The 21477-nt window shown below is 72.4% G+C and carries 21 protein-coding genes; 15 read left to right on the forward strand and 6 right to left on the reverse strand.

Going from position 1 to position 21477, the window contains the following annotated elements:
- The 7 genes from ACH4NX_RS37715 to ACH4NX_RS37745 all read left to right on the forward strand — a co-directional run bounded on the left by ACH4NX_RS37715 (position 1) and on the right by ACH4NX_RS37745 (position 7378).
- Complete coding sequence (locus ACH4NX_RS37715) at positions 1 to 1110, forward strand: 3-dehydroquinate synthase family protein (protein WP_398130337.1); 1110 nt, start codon at positions 1 to 3, stop codon at positions 1108 to 1110.
- Complete coding sequence (locus ACH4NX_RS37720; protein ID WP_398130338.1) at positions 1107 to 2537, forward strand: 3-deoxy-7-phosphoheptulonate synthase; 1431 nt, start codon at positions 1107 to 1109, stop codon at positions 2535 to 2537. The genes ACH4NX_RS37715 and ACH4NX_RS37720 overlap by 4 nt, the downstream gene beginning before the upstream one ends.
- Positions 2534 to 3346: a shikimate dehydrogenase family protein gene (locus ACH4NX_RS37725; protein ID WP_398130339.1), complete on the forward strand. Its 813-nt coding sequence runs from the start codon at positions 2534 to 2536 to the stop codon at positions 3344 to 3346. Before ACH4NX_RS37720 ends, ACH4NX_RS37725 begins: the two co-directional genes overlap by 4 nt.
- Positions 3347 to 3463: 117 nt before the next feature.
- Positions 3464 to 4624 carry an aminotransferase class I/II-fold pyridoxal phosphate-dependent enzyme gene (locus tag ACH4NX_RS37730; RefSeq protein WP_351400864.1) on the forward strand — a complete coding sequence of 387 codons (1161 nt, stop codon included), beginning with the start codon at positions 3464 to 3466 and terminating at the stop codon, positions 4622 to 4624.
- Positions 4621 to 5703: a Gfo/Idh/MocA family protein gene (locus ACH4NX_RS37735; protein WP_398130340.1), complete on the forward strand. Its 1083-nt coding sequence runs from the start codon at positions 4621 to 4623 to the stop codon at positions 5701 to 5703. The genes ACH4NX_RS37730 and ACH4NX_RS37735 overlap by 4 nt, the downstream gene beginning before the upstream one ends.
- Positions 5704 to 5829: 126 nt before the next feature.
- Complete coding sequence (locus tag ACH4NX_RS37740) at positions 5830 to 6459, forward strand: HAD-IA family hydrolase (RefSeq protein WP_351400873.1); 630 nt, start codon at positions 5830 to 5832, stop codon at positions 6457 to 6459.
- On the forward strand, positions 6452 to 7378 hold the full coding sequence (locus ACH4NX_RS37745) for an ROK family protein (protein WP_351400862.1): 927 nt from the start codon (positions 6452 to 6454) through the stop codon (positions 7376 to 7378). Before ACH4NX_RS37740 ends, ACH4NX_RS37745 begins: the two co-directional genes overlap by 8 nt.
- Before the next feature lie 118 nt (positions 7379 to 7496).
- Here the strand turns inward: ACH4NX_RS37745 and ACH4NX_RS37750 are convergent, their stop codons facing one another.
- Entirely contained in the window at positions 7497 to 9182 is a 1686-nt protein-coding gene (locus ACH4NX_RS37750; RefSeq protein ID WP_398153391.1) for a bifunctional 3-(3-hydroxy-phenyl)propionate/3-hydroxycinnamic acid hydroxylase, read from the reverse strand.
- Between the two features lie 202 nt (positions 9183 to 9384).
- Positions 9385 to 9579, reverse strand: coding sequence for a ferredoxin (locus ACH4NX_RS37755; protein WP_351400859.1), 195 nt, complete (start codon positions 9577 to 9579; stop codon positions 9385 to 9387).
- Positions 9580 to 9848: 269 nt separating this feature from the next.
- Between ACH4NX_RS37755 and ACH4NX_RS37760 the strand changes: the two genes are divergently transcribed.
- From ACH4NX_RS37760 to ACH4NX_RS37770, 3 genes are read left to right on the forward strand one after another with little or no spacing between them, the layout of a single operon-like run.
- A complete protein-coding gene (locus tag ACH4NX_RS37760) occupies positions 9849 to 10634 on the forward strand; it encodes a thioesterase II family protein (protein ID WP_398130342.1) in 786 nt (261 codons plus the stop codon).
- Between the two features lie 10 nt (positions 10635 to 10644).
- Positions 10645 to 11976, forward strand: a complete 1332-nt coding sequence (locus ACH4NX_RS37765; RefSeq protein WP_351400857.1) for a cation:proton antiporter — start codon at positions 10645 to 10647, stop codon at positions 11974 to 11976.
- 20 nt (positions 11977 to 11996) lie between these two features.
- Positions 11997 to 12836 carry a metallophosphoesterase family protein gene (locus ACH4NX_RS37770; RefSeq protein WP_398130343.1) on the forward strand — a complete coding sequence of 280 codons (840 nt, stop codon included), beginning with the start codon at positions 11997 to 11999 and terminating at the stop codon, positions 12834 to 12836.
- Positions 12837 to 12853: 17 nt separating this feature from the next.
- Here ACH4NX_RS37770 and ACH4NX_RS37775 read toward each other — a convergent pair whose 3' ends face one another.
- Positions 12854 to 13975 (reverse strand): helix-turn-helix transcriptional regulator, encoded by a 1122-nt coding sequence (locus tag ACH4NX_RS37775; protein WP_351400855.1) that lies wholly within the window; start codon positions 13973 to 13975, stop codon positions 12854 to 12856.
- Positions 13976 to 14435: 460 nt separating this feature from the next.
- Between ACH4NX_RS37775 and ACH4NX_RS37780 the strand changes: the two genes are divergently transcribed.
- Positions 14436 to 14891, forward strand: coding sequence for a type II 3-dehydroquinate dehydratase (locus ACH4NX_RS37780; protein WP_351400854.1), 456 nt, complete (start codon positions 14436 to 14438; stop codon positions 14889 to 14891).
- Between the two features lie 115 nt (positions 14892 to 15006).
- On the opposite strand, the gene ACH4NX_RS37785 is transcribed toward ACH4NX_RS37780, so the two are convergent.
- The gene (locus tag ACH4NX_RS37785) at positions 15007 to 15159 is read right to left on the reverse strand and encodes a hypothetical protein (protein WP_398130344.1); all 153 of its coding nucleotides are present in this window, start codon (positions 15157 to 15159) and stop codon (positions 15007 to 15009) included.
- A gap of 49 nt (positions 15160 to 15208) precedes the next feature.
- A complete protein-coding gene (locus ACH4NX_RS37790; protein WP_351400853.1) occupies positions 15209 to 16708 on the reverse strand; it encodes a phage/plasmid primase, P4 family in 1500 nt (499 codons plus the stop codon).
- Positions 16709 to 17275: 567 nt separating this feature from the next.
- Between ACH4NX_RS37790 and ACH4NX_RS37795 the strand changes: the two genes are divergently transcribed.
- Together ACH4NX_RS37795 and ACH4NX_RS37800 are read left to right on the forward strand one after the other, a co-directional pair.
- Positions 17276 to 17995 carry an HAD family phosphatase gene (locus ACH4NX_RS37795; protein WP_351400852.1) on the forward strand — a complete coding sequence of 240 codons (720 nt, stop codon included), beginning with the start codon at positions 17276 to 17278 and terminating at the stop codon, positions 17993 to 17995.
- 383 nt (positions 17996 to 18378) lie between these two features.
- Positions 18379 to 19026 carry a ScbR family autoregulator-binding transcription factor gene (locus ACH4NX_RS37800; RefSeq protein ID WP_351400851.1) on the forward strand — a complete coding sequence of 216 codons (648 nt, stop codon included), beginning with the start codon at positions 18379 to 18381 and terminating at the stop codon, positions 19024 to 19026.
- A gap of 477 nt (positions 19027 to 19503) precedes the next feature.
- On the opposite strand, the gene ACH4NX_RS37805 is transcribed toward ACH4NX_RS37800, so the two are convergent.
- Positions 19504 to 20415 carry a ScbA/BarX family gamma-butyrolactone biosynthesis protein gene (locus ACH4NX_RS37805; RefSeq protein ID WP_398130345.1) on the reverse strand — a complete coding sequence of 304 codons (912 nt, stop codon included), beginning with the start codon at positions 20413 to 20415 and terminating at the stop codon, positions 19504 to 19506.
- Positions 20416 to 20887: 472 nt separating this feature from the next.
- On the opposite strand from ACH4NX_RS37805, the gene ACH4NX_RS37810 reads away from it, so the two are divergent.
- Entirely contained in the window at positions 20888 to 21052 is a 165-nt protein-coding gene (locus tag ACH4NX_RS37810; RefSeq protein WP_398130347.1) for an acyl-CoA carboxylase epsilon subunit, read from the forward strand.
- A 122-nt stretch (positions 21053 to 21174) separates the two neighbouring features.
- On the forward strand, positions 21175 to 21477 hold a 303-nt coding region (locus ACH4NX_RS37815; protein WP_398130346.1), incomplete at its 3' end, for a carboxyl transferase domain-containing protein.

Below are 21477 nucleotides of genomic sequence, written 5' to 3' on the forward strand. Positions count from 1 at the left end.
ATGGCATCCATTCCGCTGCGCCTGAGAGACCACGCGTACGACATCCACATCGGTCCCGGGGTACGTAGATCGCTCGCCGAGGTCGTCGGGCGGCTGGGCGCCGGACGGGCGGTCGTCGTGTCGGCCCGCCCGCCGGAATGGGTGCCCGACACCGGCGTGGAGACCCTGCTGCTGCCGGCCCGCGACGGGGAGCGGGCCAAGACCCTCGGCACGGTGGAGAGGCTGTGCGGCGAGTTCGTACGCTTCGGGCTCACCCGGTCCGACGTCGTCGTCTCCTGCGGCGGCGGAACGACCACCGACGTGGTCGGACTCGCCGCCGCCCTCTACCACCGGGGTGTCGCGGTCGTGCACCTGCCCACCTCACTGCTGGCCCAGGTGGACGCGAGCGTCGGCGGGAAGACGGCGGTGAACCTGCCCGAGGGGAAGAATCTCGTCGGCGCCTACTGGCAGCCGAGCGCGGTCCTGTGCGACACGGACTACCTGTCCACCCTGCCGCCGCGCGAGATGCTCAACGGCTACGGCGAGATAGCCCGCTGCCACTTCATCGGCGCGCCGGACCTGCGCGCGCTGCCGCCGGCGGAGCAGATCGCGGCGAGCGTGGCCCTCAAGGCCCGCATCGTGGAGGCCGACGAGCGGGACACCGGCCTGCGGCACATCCTCAACTACGGCCACACACTGGGCCACGCGCTGGAGAAGGCGACCGGGTTCGCCCTGCGCCACGGCGAGGCGGTGGCCGTCGGAACGGTCTTCGCGGGCCGCCTCGCCGGCGCCCTCGGCCGGATCGACGAGGCACGGGTGGCCGAGCACCGGGACGTCGTCCGCTCCTACGGGCTGCCCGCCGCGCTGCCCGCCGAGACCGGGAACGAGACCGGGACCGGGAACGAGACCGGGACCGGGACCGGGGCCCTCGTGCGGCTGATGCGGCACGACAAGAAGGCGGTCAGCGGACTCACCTTCGTCCTCGACGGGCCGAAGGGCGCGGAACTGGTGGAGGACGTACCGCCCGAGGTGGTCACACGCGTCCTCGACGAGATGCCCCGGGCGCCCCTGGCGGATCTCGTCGGTGCCGCCGCGCCCGTCGCCGCCACGTCGGACACGGCACGCTCATGAGGCAGCCGACCCAGTGGCCGACCGGCACCGGCGGCCCGGCACTCCCTGACAGTCCGACCCTCACCCGCGGCCTCTCCCTCAACGACGATCACGCCGCCATCGACGACGCCACCTCGATCGAGGATCCCACCTCCATCGACGGCCCCACCTCCATCGACGGCCCCACCCCCCTCGACGGCCGGGCCGGCGTCGCCGGTCAGGTCGGCCGGACGCTCGCCGGCAGGCTCGCGGACGCCCTCGGCCGGCCCGCCGAGCAACAGCCGCACTGGCCCGACCCCGTTCAGGCCGGACAGGTCAGGACGCTGCTGAGCCGCGCCGAGCCGATCGTGACGCCGGCCGAGACCGCCCGACTGCGCGACGAACTGGCCGCGGTCGCACGGGGTGAGGCGTTCCTCCTCCAGGGCGGCGACTGCGCCGAGTCCTTCGCCGAGAACACGCCGGCCCACCAGCGGGCCAACCTGCGCACGCTGGCGGAGATGGCCTACGTGCTCACCCACCGCACCGGACTGCCCGTCGTCAAGGTCGCCCGGATGGCCGGCCAGTACGCCAAGCCCCGCTCCCGGGCCGTCGACGACCAGGGGCTGCCCGCGTACCGCGGGGACATGGTCAACTCCGCCGAGCCCACGAGGGCGGCCCGCACCCCCGACCCCGGCCGGATGCTGCGCGCCCACGCCGAGGCCACCGGCGCGATGGCGCTGGTCCGCGGACTCGGCCGTGACGGCGCGCCGGGCGGCGACGTCTACGTCAGCCACGAGGCTCTGCTGCTCGACTACGAACGCTCCTCGCTGCGGGCCGACACCAGCGGACCGGAACCCCGCCTGGCCAGCGGGCTCGGGCACTTCCTGTGGATCGGCGAACGCACCCGCCGCCCCGACGGCGCGCACATCGCGTTCGCGGAACTCCTGTCCAATCCCCTCGGCCTGAAGATCGGCCCGGGCACCACCCCCGAAGAGGCCGCCGCCTACGTGCGCCGCCTCGACCCGCACGCCGAACCCGGACGGCTCACACTGATCAGCCGCATGGGGCACACCCGGGTCCGGGACGTGCTGCCGCCGATCGTGGAGAAGGTCACCGCCGGTGGCCACCAGGTGATCTGGCAGTGCGACCCGATGCACGGCAACACCTACACGTCCGCGGGCGGACACAAGACCCGGCAGTGGAACGCGATCGCCGACGAGATCACCGGCTTCTTCGACGTGCACCGCGCGCTCGGCACCCACCCCGGCGGCATCCATCTCGAACTCACCGGCGACCACGTCACCGAATGCGTCGGAGGCACCGGGGGCCCGACGGAGACCGACCTGCCCGAGCGCTACCGCACGGCCTGCGACCCCCGCCTCAACGGGGACCAGGCACGGGAACTCGCCCACGTCGTGGCCGCGCTGGTGGCCGACGGCGCCGCAGACCGGAAGGACAGGCCGCGATGACCGCACAGCCCCCCGCCGTGCCCATCCAGGGCACCACCCGTCTGTACGCCGTCCTGGGAGACCCCGTCGCCCAGGTCCAGGCGCCCGCGCTGATCAACCCCCTCCTCGCCGCACTGCACCGCGACGCGGTCGTCGTCCCGGTGCACGCACGGCCCCCGCACCTGGAGACCGTCGTGCGCGGCCTGCGACACGTGCGGAACCTCGACGGCATGTTCGTCACCGTGCCGCACAAGGCGGCCGTCCGGCACCTCGCGGACCGGTGCGGCACGACCGTGGACATCGTCGGCAGCGCGAACGTGCTGCGCCGCGAGGCCGACGGAGGCTGGCTCGCGGAGAACTTCGACGGCTCGGGTTTCGTGGCGGGCCTCGTCGGAGCGGGCCACGACCCGAAGGGCAGCCGGGTGGCGCTCGTCGGCACGGGCGGCGCGGGCAGCGCCATCGCCGCGGCACTCCTCGCGGCCGGCGCCGACCGGCTCCACGTGTACGACACGGACGCCGCGAAACTCGACGCGCTGGTCGCCCGGCTCGACGCCCACTGGCCGGGGCGGGTGCACGCGCTGAGCGGGCCGCGGGCGGGGGACGTCGACATCGCGGTCAACGCCACCCCGCTCGGGCTGCGCGCCCACGATCCGCTGCCCTTCCCGCTGGAGCACCTGCCACCGGGCTGCGTCGTGGCCGACATCATCATGAAGCCCCGCGAGACCCGGCTGCTGCGCGAGGCCGCCACACGCGGACACCGTGTCCATCACGGAATTCACATGCTCGAGGGACAACTGAATTCCTACCGGGACTTCTTCGACCTTCGCTGAATTCCGCCGATCACTACCGGACCAAGGGATGCAACGGCCCCGGCATGAACCTACTTTGGGAATGTCGTCAGCTGTTCTGTGCCTTGCATCGAGCCACATCCAGTTTCTTGGAGAATCATGAACGTGCGACAGGCGCCGGAATATCCCCAGTGGCCGCAGTACGACGAAAAGGAGCGCGAAGGTCTCGTCCGCGCACTCGAGCAGGGCCAGTGGTGGCGTATGGGCGGGAGTGAAGTCGACTCCTTCGAGCGGGAGTTCGCGGAACTCCACGGTGCTCCCCACGCCCTGGCCGTCACCAACGGAACCCACGCCCTGGAACTGGCCCTCCAGGTCATGGGAGTGGGCCCGGGCACCGAGGTCGTCGTCCCGGCCTTCACCTTCATATCCTCCTCGCAGGCGGCGCAGCGCCTCGGCGCGGTCGCGGTCCCCGTGGACGTGGACCCGCACACCTACAACATCGACGTGACGGCGGCCGCGGCGGCCGTCACGCCCCGCACCCGGGCCATCATGCCCGTCCACATGGCGGGCTTCCTGGCCGACATGGACGCGCTGGCCAAGCTCTCCGCCGACACCGGCGTCCCGCTCCTCCAGGACGCCGCGCACGCCCACGCCGCCCGCTGGCGGGGAAAGCGCGTCGGCGAGCTCGGCACGGTCGCCGCGTTCAGCTTCCAGAACGGCAAGCTGATGACCGCCGGCGAGGGCGGCGCCCTGCTCTTCCCCGACACGGAGACCTACGAGGCGGCGTTCCTGCGGCACAGCTGCGGACGTCCCCGCACCGACCGCCGCTACCTGCACCAGGTCGCCGGCACCAACCTGCGGCTCAACGAGTTCTCCGCGGCGGTGCTGCGCGCCCAGCTCGGCCGCCTGGAACAGCAGATCGCCACCCGCCAGCAGCGCTGGGCCGTGCTCTCCCCGCTCCTCGACGCCATCGACGGCGTCGTCCCGCAGCGCGGTGACGACCGCACCGACTCCCCCTCGCACTACATGGCGATGTTCCGCCTGCCCGGCATCAGTGAGGACGACCGCAACGCCCTGGTCGACCGGCTCGTGGCGGCCGGCGTGCCGGCGTTCGCCGCCTTCCGCGCGATCTACCGCACCGACGCCTTCTGGGAGATCGGCGCCCCGGACGAGACCCCGGAGCAGGTCGCCGAGCGCTGCCCGCACACGGAGGCCATCAGCCGGGACTGCGTCTGGCTGCACCACCGCGTCCTGCTCGCCGGCGAGCAGGACATGCACCGCACGGCGGAGGTCATCGCGGACGCCGTGGCCGCCGTATGAGCGTCAGGACGGCCGTCGTCGGGCTCGGCTGGGCGGGGCGGGAACTGTGGCTGCCCCGGCTGACCGAGCACCCCGGCTTCGAGGTGGTCCACGCCGCCGACCCCGCGGCCACGGCGCGGACCGCGCTCGACGGTGCACCGGGCGTCCCCGTGCACCGGACGCCGGACGCGCTGACCGCCAGGGAGGTCGACCTTGCCGTCGTCGCCGTGCCCAACCACCTGCACGCCGACGTCGCGGCCGGGCTGCTCCGCAGGGGTGTCCCGGTCTTCCTGGAGAAGCCCGTGTGCCTGACCTCCGGCGAGGCCGACACCCTGGCCGCCGCCGAACGGGACGGCGGCGCCACGCTGCTGGCCGGCAGCGCCGCCCCGTATCGCGCCGACGTGGATGCCCTGGCGCGCCTCCTGCCGGAGCTGGGCCGCGTCCGCCACGTCGACCTGTCGTGGGTGCGGGCGCGCGGCATCCCCCAGGCCGGCGGCTGGTTCACACAGCGCAGCAAGGCCGGCGGCGGTGTCCTCTTCGACCTCGGCTGGCACCTGCTCGACACGCTCGCCTCGCTGCTCGGCCCGGTCCGTTTCACCCAGGTCCTCGGCGTCACCTCCAACGACTTCCTGGGCACCGGCGCCTGGAGCGCGGCCTGGCGGCAGGACGATGCGCCCGCCGGGACCGCCGGGGACGTGGAGGACACCGCGTGGGGCTTCCTCGTCCGCGACGACGGCGTCTCCGTCGGCCTCCGCGCCGGCTGGGCGTCGCACCAGGCGCGGGACGTCACCCGGATCCGGGTGACGGGCAGCGCCGCCACCGCCGAACTGCGCTGCACCTTCGGCTTCAGCCCCAACCGCCACCCCCACGCCGAGCTGACGCTGACGCGTGAGGGCACCACGACATCCCTGCCGGTGCCGCGGGAGCCCATCGGCACCGAGTACCGGCGGCAACTGGACGTCCTCGCCGACGTCCTGACCGACCCGGGCCGGCGCGGCAGGGCCGTCCACGAGGCCCGTACGACGGTCCGCGTCATCGAGGACTTCTACGCCTCGGCCCGCCGCGCGCACGAGCAGATCGCCGTGCCCGCCCATCACTAGGAGGTGAGGAAGCCCGTGAGATCACCAGTTTCGACAGGACCCGCCGGGCTCGCGGAACGGACCACCGCTCCGGGTACGGCCCGGCCGGCGACGGCCACCGGGACGCTCAGGCCGGTCAGACGTGCCGTGGTCTTCGACCTGGACGGTGTCCTCGTCGACAGCTTCGCGGTGATGTACGAGGCGTTCGCCGTCGCGTACAAGGAGGTCGTCGGCGACGGCCCCGCGCCGTTCGACGAGTACCGGCGGCACCTGGGGCGCTTCTTCCCGGACATCATGCGGATCATGGGCCTGCCGCTGGAGATGGAGGGGCCCTTCGTCCGGGAGAGCTACCGGCTGGCCTCCCAGGTACCGGTCTTCGACGGCATAGTCGAGCTGATCACCACCTTGCGGGTACGCGGTCTCAGGCTCGCCGTGGCCACCGGCAAGAGCGGGGAGCGGGCGCGTTCCCTGCTCGGCCAGCTGGGCCTGCTGCCCTTCTTCGACCATGTGATCGGCTCGGACGAGGTCGCCAGGCCGAAGCCCGCCCCGGACATCGTGGAGCACGCCCTGGACCTGATGGGCTTCTCGCCCGAGCAGGCCGTCATGGTCGGCGACGCGCCGACCGACATCGCCAGTGCGCACGGTGCCGGGGTGACCTCGGCCGGCGCGCTGTGGGCGCTGTCCGACACCGACGAACTGCTCGCCGCCCAGCCGGACGTCGTCCTGGCCCGCCCCGCCGACCTGCTGGACCTGTGCCCGTTCGTGCCCCGTGCCTGAGGACGCGCCGGACCTCGGTGCGACCGGGGACGCCCCGTACCTCGGTGTCGACATCGGGGGCACCAAGGTCGCGTTGCGGGTGGAGGCCGGCGCGCGGTGCGTGGCCGAGACGGTCTTCGCCTGGCAGCCGCGGCACAGTGCCGACCGCGACCTCGCGCAACTGGCCGGACACGTCGAAGAGATGCGCGGGCGGCTGGCCGCGCCCCTGAGAGCGGTGGGCGTCGCCATGCCGGCGACCGTCGGAACCGACGAGCGGGTCACCGCCTGGCCGAGCCGGCCCGAATGGACCGGAACCGACCTGGGCGCGGCCCTGCGCGCGCTGGTGCCGGGCACCTCCGTCGCCTGGGCGGACGACGGCGACCTCGGCGCCCTCGCCGAGGCACGGGCAGCCGACTGCGCCGACCTCCTCTACCTGGGGGTCGGTACGGGTGTCGGCGGTGGCCTCGTCCTGCGGGGCGGCCTCTGCCCGGGGCTGGGACGCGGATCCTTCGAGATCGGGCACACGGTCGTCGAGCTGGACGGCCCGCCGTGCGTGTGCGGGCGCCGGGGATGCCTCCAGGCGACGGCGTCGGGCCCGGCCACGCTGCGCCACGCGGCCCGGCTGCGGGGCGGCGACGTCACCTACGACGCGTTGCGGCGGGCCTGGCACGACGAACGCCCCTGGGCGACCACCGCCCTGCGCCGCACCTGCCGGGCCCTGGCCGCCGCCGCGGTCAGCGTCCAGGAACTGCTCCACCCGCGGCTCCTGCTGCTCGGCGGCGGTTTCGCGAGCGGTCTGCCGGGCCTGGACACCCTCCTTGCCGCACAGCTGGCGGACCTCACCCGTCCCGGCCACCCACCGCTCACGGTCCGCCCCGCCTCGCTGGGCGCGCTGTCGTCCCTGCGCGGCGCGGTGGAACTGGCCCGCCTGAGTGCCTGAGCGCTGACGCGTCCCGGAACGCGGGGTGCGGTACGGGCGGAAGCGGCGCCGGCGGAAGCGGTGCCGTGGGAGCGGGACCGCCTCAGTGGTCCCGCTCCCACGTACGCGGGCGTCGTGCTCAGGCCGTGTGGTGCGTCGCCCCGGCCGGCACGGCCGCCGCCAGCCGGTCGCGCAGCTCGTCGACGAGGGCGGCGGTGTCCTCGGGGCCGCTCGCGGCGCCGAAGACGTGGTAGTCCGGGCGGACGAGCAACGCGGTCGCGTCGTACTCGGCCAGGTAGGCCAGGTAGCGGCCGTCCGTGTCGATCACGTCCGTCAGACCTGTCCCGGTGTCCCCGGTGTCCGCTGCCGGCCCGGTGTCCCCGGTGTCCGCTGCCGGCCCGGTGGCCCCGGGCGGCGACAGGCGGACCACGTGGGTGTCGAGGGCCGCGAGGAAGGACCACCGGTCCTCCCCGAGCGCGGGGCGCGGATCGGCGGTGGTGAGCAGAACGAATCCGCGGCCCACGACCTCGTCGAACAGTCCCGTACCGCCCCCCGCGCTCACCCGCGCCTGCGGCACCACCGCACCGGCCGGCGACCCCGCCCCGCCCCCCGGCGTCCGCAGCAGCCCGGTCGACAGGGGGCGCGCCGCATCCGGCGCTCCCGGCCCCGTACGACCGCGCCGGCCGGCCAGGACAGTGGCGTCCCGTTCCGCGGCGGCGGCCGGGTCCGTCACACAGATCACCCTGCCCAGCTGCACCGACGACAGGATCGACTCCTTCACGTGCTGCCCGCGCTCCTGGGCGTAGGTGTCCAGGACGGACGCGTCGGCCAGGCCGCGCAGCGTCAGATCCAGCTTCCACGCCAGGTTGGCCGCGTCCCGGATACCGGAGCACATGCCCTGCCCGGCGAAGGGCGGCATCAGATGGGCCGCGTCCCCCGCGAGCAGCACCCGGCCCGACCGCCACGCCTCGGCCCAGGTGGCCCGGAAGATGTAGGTGGTGCTGCGCAGCAGCCTGGCGGTTTCCGGGGTGACGCCGAACGGCTTGAGCAGGCGCCAGGCCGTCTCCTCCCGGTTCAGCTCGGCGCTGCTCTCGCCCGGCAGCCGCATGAACTCCCAGCGGCGGTGCCCCGGCCCGCTGCCGACGAGCGTCGTGGGCCGCGCCGGGTCGCAGATCTGGACGTTGGTGGGCGTGAACTCGCGCGGCTCGCGCAGTTCGACGTCGCACAGCAGCCACTCGTAGGAGAACCCGAGGTCGGTCATGGGGACGTCGAGGTGCTCGCGCACGAAGCTGTTGGCACCGTCACAGCCCACGACCCAGCGCGCGACGACCGTGCGGTCCGCCCCGTCGTCGGTCTCGACGGTCAGCGTCACCCGCTCGTCCCGCTCGGTGATGTCCACGACCCGGTGACCGCGCAGCACCGTGATGCCGGGCAGCGACGCCGCCCGGGCCGCGAGCAGTTCCTCCAGCGCGGGCTGGTGCATGGTGTTGGCGTCCGGCCAGCCGTAACGGCCTTCGGGGGAGAAGGCGATGTCCAGCAGCGTCCGCCCCGCCGCGGTGTGCCACTGGTAGCCGGTGGCCGGCTCCGTGATCCCGCCGATCCGGTCACCGATCCCGGTGGCCGCGAGCAGTCGGGCGGTCTCCCCGTCGAAGCTGGTCGCCCGCGGCAGCGTGTACGGCCGGGGACGCCGTTCGAGGACGGTCACGCGCAGGCCGCGCTGGGCGAGCAGCACCGACAGGGCCGCACCGATCGGCCCGTTGCCGACGACGGCCACGTCCGTGTCCGTGGGGGGCTCGTACTGGTCGTGCGGGCGCATGGTGGGCATCGTCGTCCCTACTCGCAGGGGTCGGTGAGCGCGAGGGCATGGAGGGCGCGGAAAGAGGCGTCGGGGGAACACCACGCGCGTCCCCGTCCCGGGCCGCCTGCGGGAACGCGGGACACCGGGCCACTCGCGCCTGTCCCGATTCTCCCAACGCGCCCGTGGACTCCCCCCGGAGCCGCGCTCGAGCGTCTCCCGGAGTGCCGGATCAGCCGTCCGCGGTGAGCGCCCGGGCCGGACACAGGTCGACGGCCTCGTAGGCCGCCGGTGCGAGGGCCTCCCCGGGCTCGGCGTTCAGCACGACCACCACGCCGTCGTCCTCGCCCTGGTCGAAGAGCTCCGGCGCGACGCGCACACACTGACCCGCGCCGACGCACCTGTCGGTGTCCGCGACTACCTTCACAGCGACCGCCTTCTACGGGGTGGAACACAGCAGGCCGTCGGCCATGATGCCCGAGGGAATGCGAAACAGCCCTCGCGCACGGCGCGATCGCCGGTACCGCTCCAGCGGAATTCAAGCGCGCGGAAACAAGGACGGCCCGGAAATACGAGCCCGCGGAAAAATTCAAGAGTGCGGCCTGGTACGGCCTATCAGACCGAGGGATGCCGGTCTCGTGAATCTCTTCCTATCCTCTGGCTGGATATGCACATTTCCTGAAGGGAATGAAGGCCGTGCCTCGAACCCCGGAGCAATTCGGAACATGGGTCCGCCGGTTCCGCCCGGCGACGGAGAACGGCGTCCGTCTCGTGTGTCTGCCGCACGCCGGCGGGTCCGCGAGTTTCTACTACGCCCTGTCCAAGGCGCTCACACCCTCGGTGGACGTACTGGCGGTGCAGTACCCGGGACGGCAGGACCGGCGCCACGAACCGAACATCGACAGCCTTCCCGAACTGGCCGACCAGATCTTCGAGGTGACACGCCACCTCGACGACCGGCCCCTGGCGCTGTTCGGCCACAGCATGGGCGCCGTCCTCGCCTACGAGGTCGCGCTGCGCATGCGGGACGCCGGCCTTCCCACGCCCGTGCGGCTCTTCGCCTCCGGCCGCCGGGCACCGTCCCGTGACCGCGACGAACGGCTCCATCTGGGCTCGGACGCGGAGCTCCTGGCCGAGGTGCGCCGGCTGGGCGGCCCCCACGCGGCGCTGCTCGCCGAACCGGACGTGCGGGACATGATCATGCCCGCGATCCGCAGTGACTACCGCGCCGTCGAGAACTACCGCTGCGTGTCCGGACAGCGGTTGGGGTGCCCCGTGACGGTGCTCACCGGGGACAGCGACCCCCGGGTCTCGATCGACGAGGCGACGGCCTGGGAGGAGCACACCACCGGCCCGTCGGAGGTCGAGGTGTTCCCCGGCGGCCACTTCTTCCTTCTCGACCAGAACGCACGCCTGGCCGGTCTCATCGCGGACCGCCTGCTCCGCCGGACCGTCGGCGCGCGTCCCGAAGCCCGCGTCTGAGGTGACCGACTTGAGCTCCGCCCCCGTAGCGACCATCCCCCACCACACGCTCCTGGTGTTCCTGCTCCAACTGTCCGTCCTGCTCCTGCTGGCACTGGCCCTGGGGCGGTTGGCCGCACGCTTCAAGATGCCCGCGATCGTCGGTGAGCTGCTCGCCGGAGTGATCGTCGGGCCCTCGGTCCTCAGCCACGCGTGGCCCGCTCTCGCCGACTGGCTGCTGCCCAAGGACCCCGGCCAGATGCATCTGCTCGACGCGGTGGGGCAGGTGGGCGTCGTGCTGCTCGTCGGCATCACCGGCATGGAGCTGAAGTTCGACCTCGTCAGGCGACGCCGGCTCACCGCGGTCCGGGTGAGCCTCGCCGGTCTGCTCCTGCCCCTGGGGCTCGGCGTCGGTGCCGGCTTCCTGCTGCCCGCCTCGATCCAGTCGGACGACAAGAGCCCGACGGTCTTCGCGCTCTTCCTCGGTGTGGCCATGTGCGTCACCGCCATCCCCGTGATCGCGAAGACCCTGATGGACATGAACCTGCTGCACCGGGACATCGGGCAGCTGACCCTCGCCGCCGGTGTCATCGACGACGTCGTCGGCTGGTTCCTGCTCTCCATCGTCTCGGCGATGGCGACCGCCGGGCTGAGCACCGGCACGGTCGCCACGTCCCTGCTCCACCCCATGGGCGTCGTACTGGCCGCCTGGCTGCTGGGCCGCCCCCTGGTGAAGGCGGCGCTGCGCGCGGCGGGCCGCTCCGCGTCGCCGGTGCCCACCGTCGCGACGGTGGCGCTGATCGTGCTGCTGGGCGGGGCGGCGACCCAGGCGCTGCACCTGGAGGCGGTCTTCGGCGCGTTCGTGTGCGGTGCGCTGGTCGGCACGAGCGGGGAGCTGGACCGGGAGAAGCTGGCCCCCCTGCGGACCACCGTCCTCGCCTTCCTGGCACCGGTCTTCTTCGCCACGGCCGGAATCCGGATGGACCTGTCCGCGCTGGCCGACCCCACCGTCCTGGCCGCGGCCTGCGCGGTGCTCGCCGTGGCGATCCTCGGCAAGTTCGCCGGCGCCTACGCCGGCGCGAAGATGAGCGGCCTCGGCCGCTGGGAGGGCATCGCGCTCGGCGCCGGCATGAACTCCCGCGGGGTGATCGAGGTCGTCGTGGCCATGGTGGGCCTGCAACTCGGGGTCCTGGGCGCCGAGGCGTACACCATCATCATCCTCGTCGCGATCGTCACCTCGCTGATGGCGCCGCCCGTACTCCGCGTCGCCATGGCCCGCATCGACGAGAACGCCGAGGCGGAGATGGGCCTGGCCGGCACCACACCACGCGACCTGACGGCCCCGCCGTCCGCCGCGGTGTGAGCGGCGGGGAGGAGCGAGAGGTGACGGCGACGGCGTACCGCGGCGGACGACTGCTGGCCATCAGCGATCTGCACGTCGGCCACGCCGGCAACCGCGCCCTGGTCGAGCGGATGGCACCGGAGACGGACGAGGACTGGCTGCTGGTGGCCGGCGACGTGGCGGAGACCGTCGCCGACATCCACTGGTGCCTGAAGACCCTCGCGGGCCGCTTCCGCAAGGTCGTCTGGACGCCCGGCAACCACGAGCTGTGGACCCATCCGAGCGACACCGTCACCCTGCGCGGCGTCGCCCGCTACGAGCACCTGGTCGAACTCTGCCGCGAGCTGGGCGTCACCACCCCCGAGGACCCCTACCCGGTCTGGCACGGGCCGGACGGCCCGGTGGTCGTGGCGCCGCTGTTCCTGCTCTACGACTACTCGTTCCTGCCCGCCGGTTGCGCCACCAAGGACGAAGGGCTCGCCTACGCGCGCGGCACCGGCGTCCTGTGCAACGACGAGAGTCTGCTGCACCCCGACCCCTACCCCAGCCGCGAGGCGTGGTGCCGGGCCCGTGTCGCCGAGACCGAGCGCCGGCTGGCCGGGCTTCTCGACGGGACGCCGGTCGTCCTGGTCAACCACTATCCGCTGCACCGGCACCCGACGGAGGTGCTGTGGTACCCCGAGTTCGCCATGTGGTGCGGCACCCGGCTGACCACCGACTGGCACCGCAGGTTCCGCACGGCCGCGATGGTCTACGGCCACCTCCACATCCCGCGGACCACCCACCACGAGGGCGTCCGCTTCGAGGAGGTGTCCGTGGGCTATCCCCGCGAGTGGCGCAGGCGGCAGAGCCCGCCGGGCAGGCCCCGCAGGATCCTGTGACCGGCGGACCCTGGTCCTCAGGAGGCCTTCGCGCCCTCGGCGGCCGCGCTCGGTACCCGGCTCCACGCCCGTGTCAGTTCCACGCGCGAGGCCACGTCCATCTTCCGGAAGATCTTCTTCAGGTGGAAGGCCACGGTGTGACCGGAGATGAAGAGGCGTTCCCCGACCTGGGAGTTGGTGAATCCCTGGCTCACCAGCTCGGCCACGGCGGCCTCGGTGTTGGTGAGTGTGCTCGTGTTCACGCCGTACTGGCCGGCGTACTGCGGATAGCGGCCCCGCCGCACCCCGAGCGAGCGCAGCCGGCTCACGACCCTGCGGGCATCGCGCGGCGCCGCGGCGTTCGCGTAGCCGTCCGCCGCCGATTCGAAGGCCTCGACCGCACACCGGCGTTCGGCGGGCCGCGCGGCGAGGAGTTTCCCCGCGTCCTCCCCGGCGGAGGCGGCGGCCCACGGGTCCAGATGCGAGGCGGCCGCCGCGAGCACCTCGTGCGCGTCGCCTTCCAGCAGTCCGGCGGCGTGCGTCGCGGCGGCGCCCACGGAACGCAGCCCGGGGTTGCGTACCGCGAGGGCACGGGACTTGGAGACCACCCGCCGGGCGAGCACCTCGTCGTCCAGCTTGCGGGTGGCCCTGACGAGCCAGGCGGCGGCGGTGGGCTGCGACGTCAGCAGTTCCAGGAGCAACCGGTCGTCCGTGACGATGCCCACGACCAGCTGGGCCGCCCGCGCCGGGCCGCCCTGCACTTCGAGGAGCTGGGCCGCGACCCAGGCGCACTGGCTCGGCCCGTGCGCGGTCCGGCCCAGCAGAGCGCAGTCCCGCAGCTGGTCGGCGAACTCCGCGCTCACGCTCATGTCGCCCTGCCGGAGGGCGCCGAGCACTGTCACGGTGTGCGCGTCGGGCAGGAACCCGTGGAGCCCGGCCCGCTGCGCCCGGTCGGCGCCCCTGCCGGCGAGATCGACGGCGGTGCCGACGTCCCCTCCGGCGAACGCGAGGTCCGCCGCACAGAGCAGGGAGGCGACGACGAGAGGGCCGCCGGCCTCCTCCCGTGCCGCGGTCAGCTCCTCCACTTCGGCCAGAACCCGCGCCGCGGACGCCAGACGGCGCACCCGGACCAGCAGTGCCGCGTGCCAGGTTTTTGCCAATGCCTTGCAATTCCCGGTGCAATCGGGTTCTTCTTGACCAGCGGCCTTTGCCAAGCGAATACCTTCCTCCAGGTCTCCGCGGGACCAGGCGGAAAAAGAGGACTCGGGCAGGCCGGAAGCTCCGCAGGAGCCGTTCCGGCAGACACGTGGGACGGAGAGAACGGGGGGCAGCCGCAGGCGAAACGGAGAATCGAGCATCACATCTCCAGTCGTGGGATCCGTGCCGTCCGAGTGGGGGGCCCGTGCGCGGACCAGGGTAGGGCGGCGGTGCGACGGCGACGGCGCGAGCCGACGCGGCGTGTAGACGGCCTCGACGCGCGCACGAGTTGTTCTCGAGCGGCCCGGCGCCGGACTATCAGCTCTGGGAGTGGTGCGCCCGCGCGGTGCGGCGACAGCATGGAGGGAATGCGGGCTTTGCGGCCGCGACCAGCGGGCGAATATGAATACTGAGGTGGCCTCCTTGAGTACCGTGCTTCTCTTGAACGGCCCGAATCTGGGAATTCTCGGGCGCCGGGAGCCGGAGATATACGGCACGGACACGCTCGCCGACATCGAGGCGGCGGTCGCCGACGAGCTGAGCGACCGGGGCTGGAAGGTGCTGTCCGTCCAGCACGACTCGGAAGGCGACCTGGTCGGCGCCGTTCACCGGCACAGCGACAGCACCGTGGGCGCCATCGTCAACCCAGGCGCTCTGATGATCGCCGGCTGGAGTCTCCGTGACGCCCTCGCCAGTTACGCGCCCCCGTGGATCGAGGTGCACCTGAGCAACGTGTGGGCCCGGGAACAGTTCCGGCACGAGTCGGTGATCGCGCCGCTGGCCAGCGGTGTCGTGGTCGGCCTCGGAGCCTTCGGCTACCGTCTGGCCGCCCGGGCACTGACGCATCTGGCACCGGGCCCTCCGACCCAGGACTGCTGAGACGTTCCCACCGGTACCGATCGATGGCCGGGGTGAAGGCGGACAGGCCCGGGAACCGCCGTCGTGTCGGCTCGGCCGGAGGTGGCCGCGGCCGAGAGCGGCGTGGAGTCCGGGGTCACCGCCGGTTCGTCCGCGGCGGGGCCATGCGCTCCAGGGTGGCGTCGGAGTTGTGCTTGCTCGGGGTGTCGCGGCACGGCATGAGTTCGGCGATGGTGCCGCTGGAGAGGTCGGCCGCGTACAGCCCCTGGATGAAACGGACGCGGTCCACGTCGTGTTCCGTGTGCTTCGGCGGCCGGATCGACCGTCTCACCCCAGCGTCAGGACTCGTTTCCCGACTGCCTTTCGGGGAGCGGTGTCCTGCGCCCCCGCAGGGCGTCGCAGTCCTGGAGGCACGAGCTGAGTCGTGCCTCCCCCGCGGCGAGCAGTCCGATGCCCGGGTAGTACTTGCGCTGTTGGGAGAGAACCATCGCCTTGGGTGACGCCAGCCCCACGGTCTCGCGGATCCTCGCGGCCAGCGCACGCGACGAGACCGGGTGGACGCCCTCCGCCCGGCACCAGGCGCGGTACGCCGCGTGGAGCCGGGTCTGCTCGGCCCGCAGCGCCGGGTCGAGGGCGCACGCCTCCGAGACGAAGCGCCCGGTGTGGTCCTCGGTCTCCGCGTACGCGGCGGTGGCGACCCGCACCCGCTCCGGTCCGGTGAGGTCCTTCTCACCGCCCAGATAGCGCCGGGCACCCACGATCAGCCAGTCGAGGATTCCCGGGCCCTCCTCGCCCACCAGGACGTCGGCGAGGTTGTCGATCCTCCTGTCGTCGCGGACGACGCGTTCGAAGGGGATCAGACGCATCCGGCGCCAGAAGGCGAAGCCGCCGGTGTCGACCTCCGGGCGGTGGTTGCCCAGCAGCCAGAGCTTGTGCGTGGGCGCGAAACTGAAGAAGTCCCGCCGCATCCGGCGGGCCTTGACACGGTCACCGCCGGTCAGCAGCTTCAGACGGGCCTCGTCGAACCGGTCGCCGGGCCGGACCTCGCTGCACACGATCACCCGGCGCCCGTGCAGCTCCGCGAGATCCGTCGGATGCCCCGCGTAGGGACGTGCCATCAAGAACCCGGGGGGCGCGGCGTCCGCGTAGTCCCCGAGGAGCTTGAGCAGGACGTCGAGGAGCACCGACTTGCCGTTCTTGCCGGGACCGAACAGGAACGGCAGCACCTGAGCGCCCACGTCGCCGGTGACCGAGTAACCGAGCAGCAGCTGGAGGAAGCCGATCGTCTCGGCGCCGGCGTCGTCGCCGCCGAAGGTGTCGGTGAGGAACCTGTCCCAGCGCGGCGTCGCCATCGGCAGCGGTGCGAGAGAGGTGCAGCGGGAGTGGAGGTCCTTCTCGGGGTCGGGGGCGCGCAGGGCGCCGGTGCGCAGGTCGACGATGCCGTCCGGGGTGCACAGCGCGTAGGGGTCGCAGTCCAGGCGCGCCGCGTTGAGCACCATGCCCGGGGCCGATCCGGCCTGGGCCAGCATGGCGTTGATGCCGGTGGTCGACAGGGTCCGGCAACGGTGCCGGCGCAGTGCCTCGTCGGAGTACCGGCCACGGGGATCCGACAGGGCGAGGCACTCCGCCAGGTCGCCGGCCGCCCACAGCACCGTGTCGTCCTCGTCGGGCTGCCAACGGGTGCCCGCCCAGCGGTACCAGCCCAGGCCGGGGACGTGCCGGTAGCTGCCGGCGTACAGCTTCACGAACAACTCGGCGGAGCCGCGGTCGGTCAGGCTCTCGGGGAGCAGTCCCTGCGCCGGGGCCGCCCCGGGAGCGGTGACCGGTATGCCGCTCATGCGTGCCCGCATGCGAGTGCCCCGGTCACGGCGGGCAGCGACCGAAGCGACTCGGCTCCCCATAAGCGGCGCCGAGCGCGGGGCGCACACGCCGGCACGTGCCGGAAGTCAGGTCGCTTCGGTCGCTGATCCCGCCACCACGCGAGCGTCGGACCCGCCCCGGTGAAGGCCAAGGCCGAGATGACCCAGGACATGCACTGCTCCCCCCGCAGCGATCACGAACCCGTCGGACGACAGGTCCGCGACAAATAAGATACGTACCCTCCGGTTTTATTCGCAAGGGGTGTCGGAGCCGCCCCTTGGCGGGCGCTCACCGGCCCGGCCGGAGTCCCGTTCCGGGCGCGCCGTGATCCGGCCCGAGCCCCGATCCGCTCCGGTGGCCGGAGCCGTTCTGTCCTTGAGCGCGCCCATCGGCTTCCCCGTTTCCTGTCAGCAGCCGTACGGCTGGTGGCGGTGGGCCCAGGATAGCCCGTTGAAAAAACCGTCGGCCCGGTTTATTGTCGCCGTACGTCATCCCTCAGTCTCCGCACGCGATCACCGTGCGACTCGACACACTAGGCGGTTCGCATGCCCTTCCGGCAGGTTCGTCTGATCGCGGTGAACATCGACGGTGTGCTGCTGAACGACACCTTCAGTCCGGTCATCCACCGCTTCGTGGTCCGCCGGGGAGGCGCCTACACCGCCGAGATCGAGCGGGCGGTGCTGTCCCAGACCCAGTTGCGGGCCGCGGCGGCGCTGGGCGTGCCGGGTACGGCCGCCGAGGTCGTCGCGGAGTACTTCGAGGAGCGTGAGGAGTACCTCCGGACGCATCCGGTGCGGCTCCAGGAGGGCGCGGGCCGGCTGCTGGAACGGCTGCGTTCCACGGGCGCCTCACTGGTCTGCTACGGGGGTCTCGGGCGAGCCCACTTCGACCGGCATCTGGCGCCGTTCGCCGGGTACTTCGACGGTCCCGGCTATGTGTGCACCGACAAGTTCCGGCCCGGCGTACGGGAGATCGCCGAGGACGTCTTCGGGCTCGGCTGCGACCGGGCGCTCTTCATCGACGACGTGGCGCGCGTGGCCGAGGTCGCCCAGAGCCTCGGAGCCGCGTTCATCGGGCACCCGAGCGCTTTCGAGCACAGCTTCCAGCGGAGGTTCATGCGCGAGGCCGGGGTGCGGCACATCGTCGCCTCCCTCGACGGGATAGACGAGCGGCTGCTCGGCACCGTCGAGGCCGAGGCGGCCGGCGGGCGGGCGCGGCCCCGGGCGGTTCCGCGCACCGGCGCGCGTGTCTCCGCGATGGCCTGACCCGAAGAAGGCGTCCTGACCACGAAGAGCCACGTGGGCGTGTCCTGACCACGAAGAGCCACGTGAAGGTGTCCTGACCGCGAGGAAATGGCGGGAAACTCAAGCGGAAACCACTGTTCCGGACTTCTTCGCGTGCCACGCCGTTTCCGCCGGACGGGGCGGGGTGTCGCCGCTCCGGTGGCCCTCCGCCCCCGCGTCACCTGCGGTGTTCGGGTTTCACGGCCGAGGAGAGCGGACCGTGGCCGTCTGTGGGGGAATAGGGGAGGAACCGCCCGCAGCCCTTCAATCGGGCTTGGTTGTCGCTGTAAGGTACCTCCTAGACGGTTTTTTCTTCGCTGGTCCAGCCCGGCAGCGAAGTGCGGTTGAGCGGAGGGGAACATCCAGTGGCCCAGCAAGAACGAGCGGTCCAGACCCGTCGTACCGTGCTGGAGGCTGCCGCGACGGTCTTCGCGGAGCACGGTTACACCGCGGCGACGGTCGCGGACATCCTGAAGACCGCAGGCGTCACCAAGGGCGCGCTCTACTTCCATTTCGACTCCAAGGAAGCGCTTGCCCAGGGCGTCCTGGAGATACAGGCCGACCTGCGGCTGCCCGAACAGGACATCAAGCTCCAGGAACTGGTGGACGTCGCCATGACGGTGGCGCACCGGATGCTGCACGAGCCCGTCCTGCGGGCCGGCGCGCGGCTCTCGTCGGACCCCGTCGGCCGCAACCACTACGGAAGCGCCTGGCCGCTGTGGGTCGACGTGATGACGGGCATCATGAACCAGGCCCGCCAGCGTGGAGAGACCCTGTCGCACGTGGTGCCGCGTGAGGTCGCCGAGATGGTGGTCAGCGCGTTCCACGGGGTCCAGCTCTACTCACAGCTGGAGAGCGAACTGGAGGACGTCGAGCGCAGGGTGTCGGTCCTGCTCCAGCATCTGATGCCCTCCGTCGCCTCGCCCGCCGTCCTGATGCGCCTGGACGTCGCCCCGGACCGGGGGGCGCGTGTGGTCCAAGAGGTCAGAGGGCTGGCGTCGGCCTCGGCCTGACGGTTCGTCGGTGCACCAAGGGACGGTGCCGGTGGTTCACGCCCGTACCGTCCCGCCGCCGGTCGGCGTCGGCGCGGGCTGCCCTCGACCGGCTCCGCCGGCACGCACGGCGACCCCGTCGCGCCCCCGCCCGGGGGTCCGTCACCGCATCACGGTCCGATCGGCGGGACGCTGCTGCGGCCCGCCGACATCCCGCGCCCGCAGCCGCCCGAGTCGCCGAAGGCGGTTCGGCTGTGACGGCGACGCCGGCCGGGAGCGAGGACGCACCCGGGCGGCGCTCCCCCCGCCGCCCCGTACACACCGCGAGAGGCAGCGCTCCGGGAACAGAACGGACAGCGGCTCCCCGTCCGCCCGGGCGGCGCCGGAGCATCCCCGCGCCGGACTGATGAGGGCAGCCGGCCGGACGGCGGCCGACCGCGCGGGCCCGTTCACGCGCCGGGCCAGCGCCGGCCGGCCGGCGCTGGTGAGCGGCTGGGCTCAGGAGCCGTCCGAAGCGACGGTCACCGCGGAGGTGAAGACGACCGCGCCGTCCTGGCGGGCGGTCACCAGCAGGCGCTCCTCGCCGTGCGCCTCCGAAGGCAGCCGGCACACCTCGATCATGCACGGAGCGTCCAGTTCCACGTAGCGGGCGAACTCGCTGGTGATGCCGGTCGGCAGGCAGGACCGGCCCAGGAAGGCGACCGCGGCCTGGCGAGCGGCCTCCAGCAGCACCATGCCCGGCACGTGGTCCACGGGGTGGTCGAAGAGCACGGGGTGGTGGGTGTCCACCCGCAGCTGCCAGTGGTCCGGCTGCGAGGCCGGGGACAGGACGACGTCGGTGGGCGACAGGCGGCCGACGGTCTGCGGTGCCGTGGGGCTCGTCAGCGGAATCGGCGCGGGCGCGTCGTCGCCGACCCGGGCGGCGCGTACGCGCCTGTACACGGCCGGAGAGGTGCAGGTGAAGGTGGCGCCTCCGGTGGCGGCCACCGCGCCGTCGCGGCGGATCACGGTCGTGTAGTGCATCCCCGCCAGGTTCGTCCCCCGGCGCTTGATCTCCGTGCAGGTGACCGTGATGTCCAGCGAGGCGGGCGCGCTCTGGACGAGCAGGTGCCCGGGCTCCAGGTCGATCGCCAGGTCCCACATCACGAACTGCTGGTCCAGGGGGACTCCGAACTCCGCGTGTGCCAGCAGGATCCCCGCCTGACGGATCGTTTCGGCCAGGAGCAGCGGGTCGTGGCAGCCGTCGAGGGCGGTGAAGAAGCCGTGCATGCGGGGAAGTTGGGCGGACAGGGTGAAGTGAGTGTCGTCCACGCGCTCCCAGTCGGTGAGCATCACCTCGGCGACGCTGGCGCGGTGGACGAACTCCTTGGGGACGGTCGTCGTGAACGACGCCGGAAAGCGCGGCACCACGATGCAGAGCGGCTCTGTGGAGTGATCTCCGTGTGGCCGAGCGACGGACGTCGGGCGCTCGATGCGAAACGTGTTGGCAGACATGGTTGGTCCCCCTGAACCGCGTAGACGTGGAAGTCCCGGCTGAACATCAGCGAAGATACATACCATCCGGTTTACTTTCTAGCGGTAGGAGTCATTCCGGCAGCAAGGCTGAGCGGAACGGCCTGCTCCGCCCCCGTTGCCGCCTCTCCCTCCGTCGCTCGCACAACTGCTCTGAGCTGCCTCTTTTACGCGATTCCCCCTCGCGCGCCGTGGAGTTGTGCGGGCGCGCGTGGTTTGTTTCCGGCCAGGGGGGGCGTGCTCCCGAAACCGTCCGAGGCGCCCTCCAGCGGCCCTGGAGTGGCCCTCCAGTGCCCCGAGGCATCGTGTTCCGCGTCCTCGGCCGAAAGGAGGGCGGCTTGTGGAGCGCGAAGGAAGGGCCTTGCTGCGAGTGGAGCGCGGAGAGGCCGGCGAAGAGGAGATCGCCGCTCTTCTGGCGGCACTGTTGGTCCTGTTGGAGCGGTCTGGCCAGGGAGAACGCGTCATTCCGCCGACGACTCCCCCCAGCTGGTGGACGGCGCGGCGGAGCCTTGCGGCGCCCGGCAGCTGGCGCTGAGGGGGTCCGGCACCGGGGTGGTACGGGCCCGCTTTCCGCAGCTAAACCGCGAAGACGGTTTGTTAGGATGAGGCTGTATGGGCCGGGCGGTTCTTCGGCCTTGTCCCAGGAAGGGACCACGGATGGCTACTACGACTGCCCACGAGCCGGGTGAGACGACGAGGAACGGCATGCGCGGGCGAGTGGCCGAGCTGCACGGAATCCGTGCCCAGGCGCTGGCCGGACCGAGCGAGAAGGCGACGGCGGCGCAGCACGCCAAGGGCAAGCTGACGGCCCGGGAGCGGATCGAACTGCTCCTGGACCCGGGCTCCTTCCGTGAGGTCGAGCAGTTGCGCCGGCACCGGGCGACCGGGTTCGGCCTGGAGGCGAAGAAGCCGTACACCGACGGTGTGATCACCGGGTGGGGCACGGTGGAGGGCCGTACG

This window comes from Streptomyces sp. NPDC017225 (genome assembly GCF_044331465.1).
Taxonomy (GTDB): domain Bacteria; phylum Actinomycetota; class Actinomycetes; order Streptomycetales; family Streptomycetaceae; genus Streptomyces.

Excerpts from the sequence above, each read along its gene's own strand:
- ACH4NX_RS37715 (WP_398130337.1), top strand. The coding sequence starts at position 1 with ATGGCATCCATTCCGCTGCGCCTGAGAGACCACGCGTACGACATCCAC.
- ACH4NX_RS37720 (WP_398130338.1), top strand. The coding sequence starts at position 1,107 with ATGAGGCAGCCGACCCAGTGGCCGACCGGCACCGGCGGCCCGGCACTC.
- ACH4NX_RS37725 (WP_398130339.1), top strand. The coding sequence starts at position 2,534 with ATGACCGCACAGCCCCCCGCCGTGCCCATCCAGGGCACCACCCGTCTG.
- ACH4NX_RS37730 (WP_351400864.1), top strand. The coding sequence starts at position 3,464 with ATGAACGTGCGACAGGCGCCGGAATATCCCCAGTGGCCGCAGTACGAC.
- ACH4NX_RS37735 (WP_398130340.1), top strand. The coding sequence starts at position 4,621 with ATGAGCGTCAGGACGGCCGTCGTCGGGCTCGGCTGGGCGGGGCGGGAA.
- ACH4NX_RS37750 (WP_398153391.1), bottom strand. The coding sequence starts at position 9,182 with ATGCCCACCATGCGCCCGCACGACCAGTACGAGCCCCCCACGGACACG.
- ACH4NX_RS37790 (WP_351400853.1), bottom strand. The coding sequence starts at position 16,708 with ATGAGCGGCATACCGGTCACCGCTCCCGGGGCGGCCCCGGCGCAGGGA.
- ACH4NX_RS37795 (WP_351400852.1), top strand. The coding sequence starts at position 17,276 with ATGCCCTTCCGGCAGGTTCGTCTGATCGCGGTGAACATCGACGGTGTG.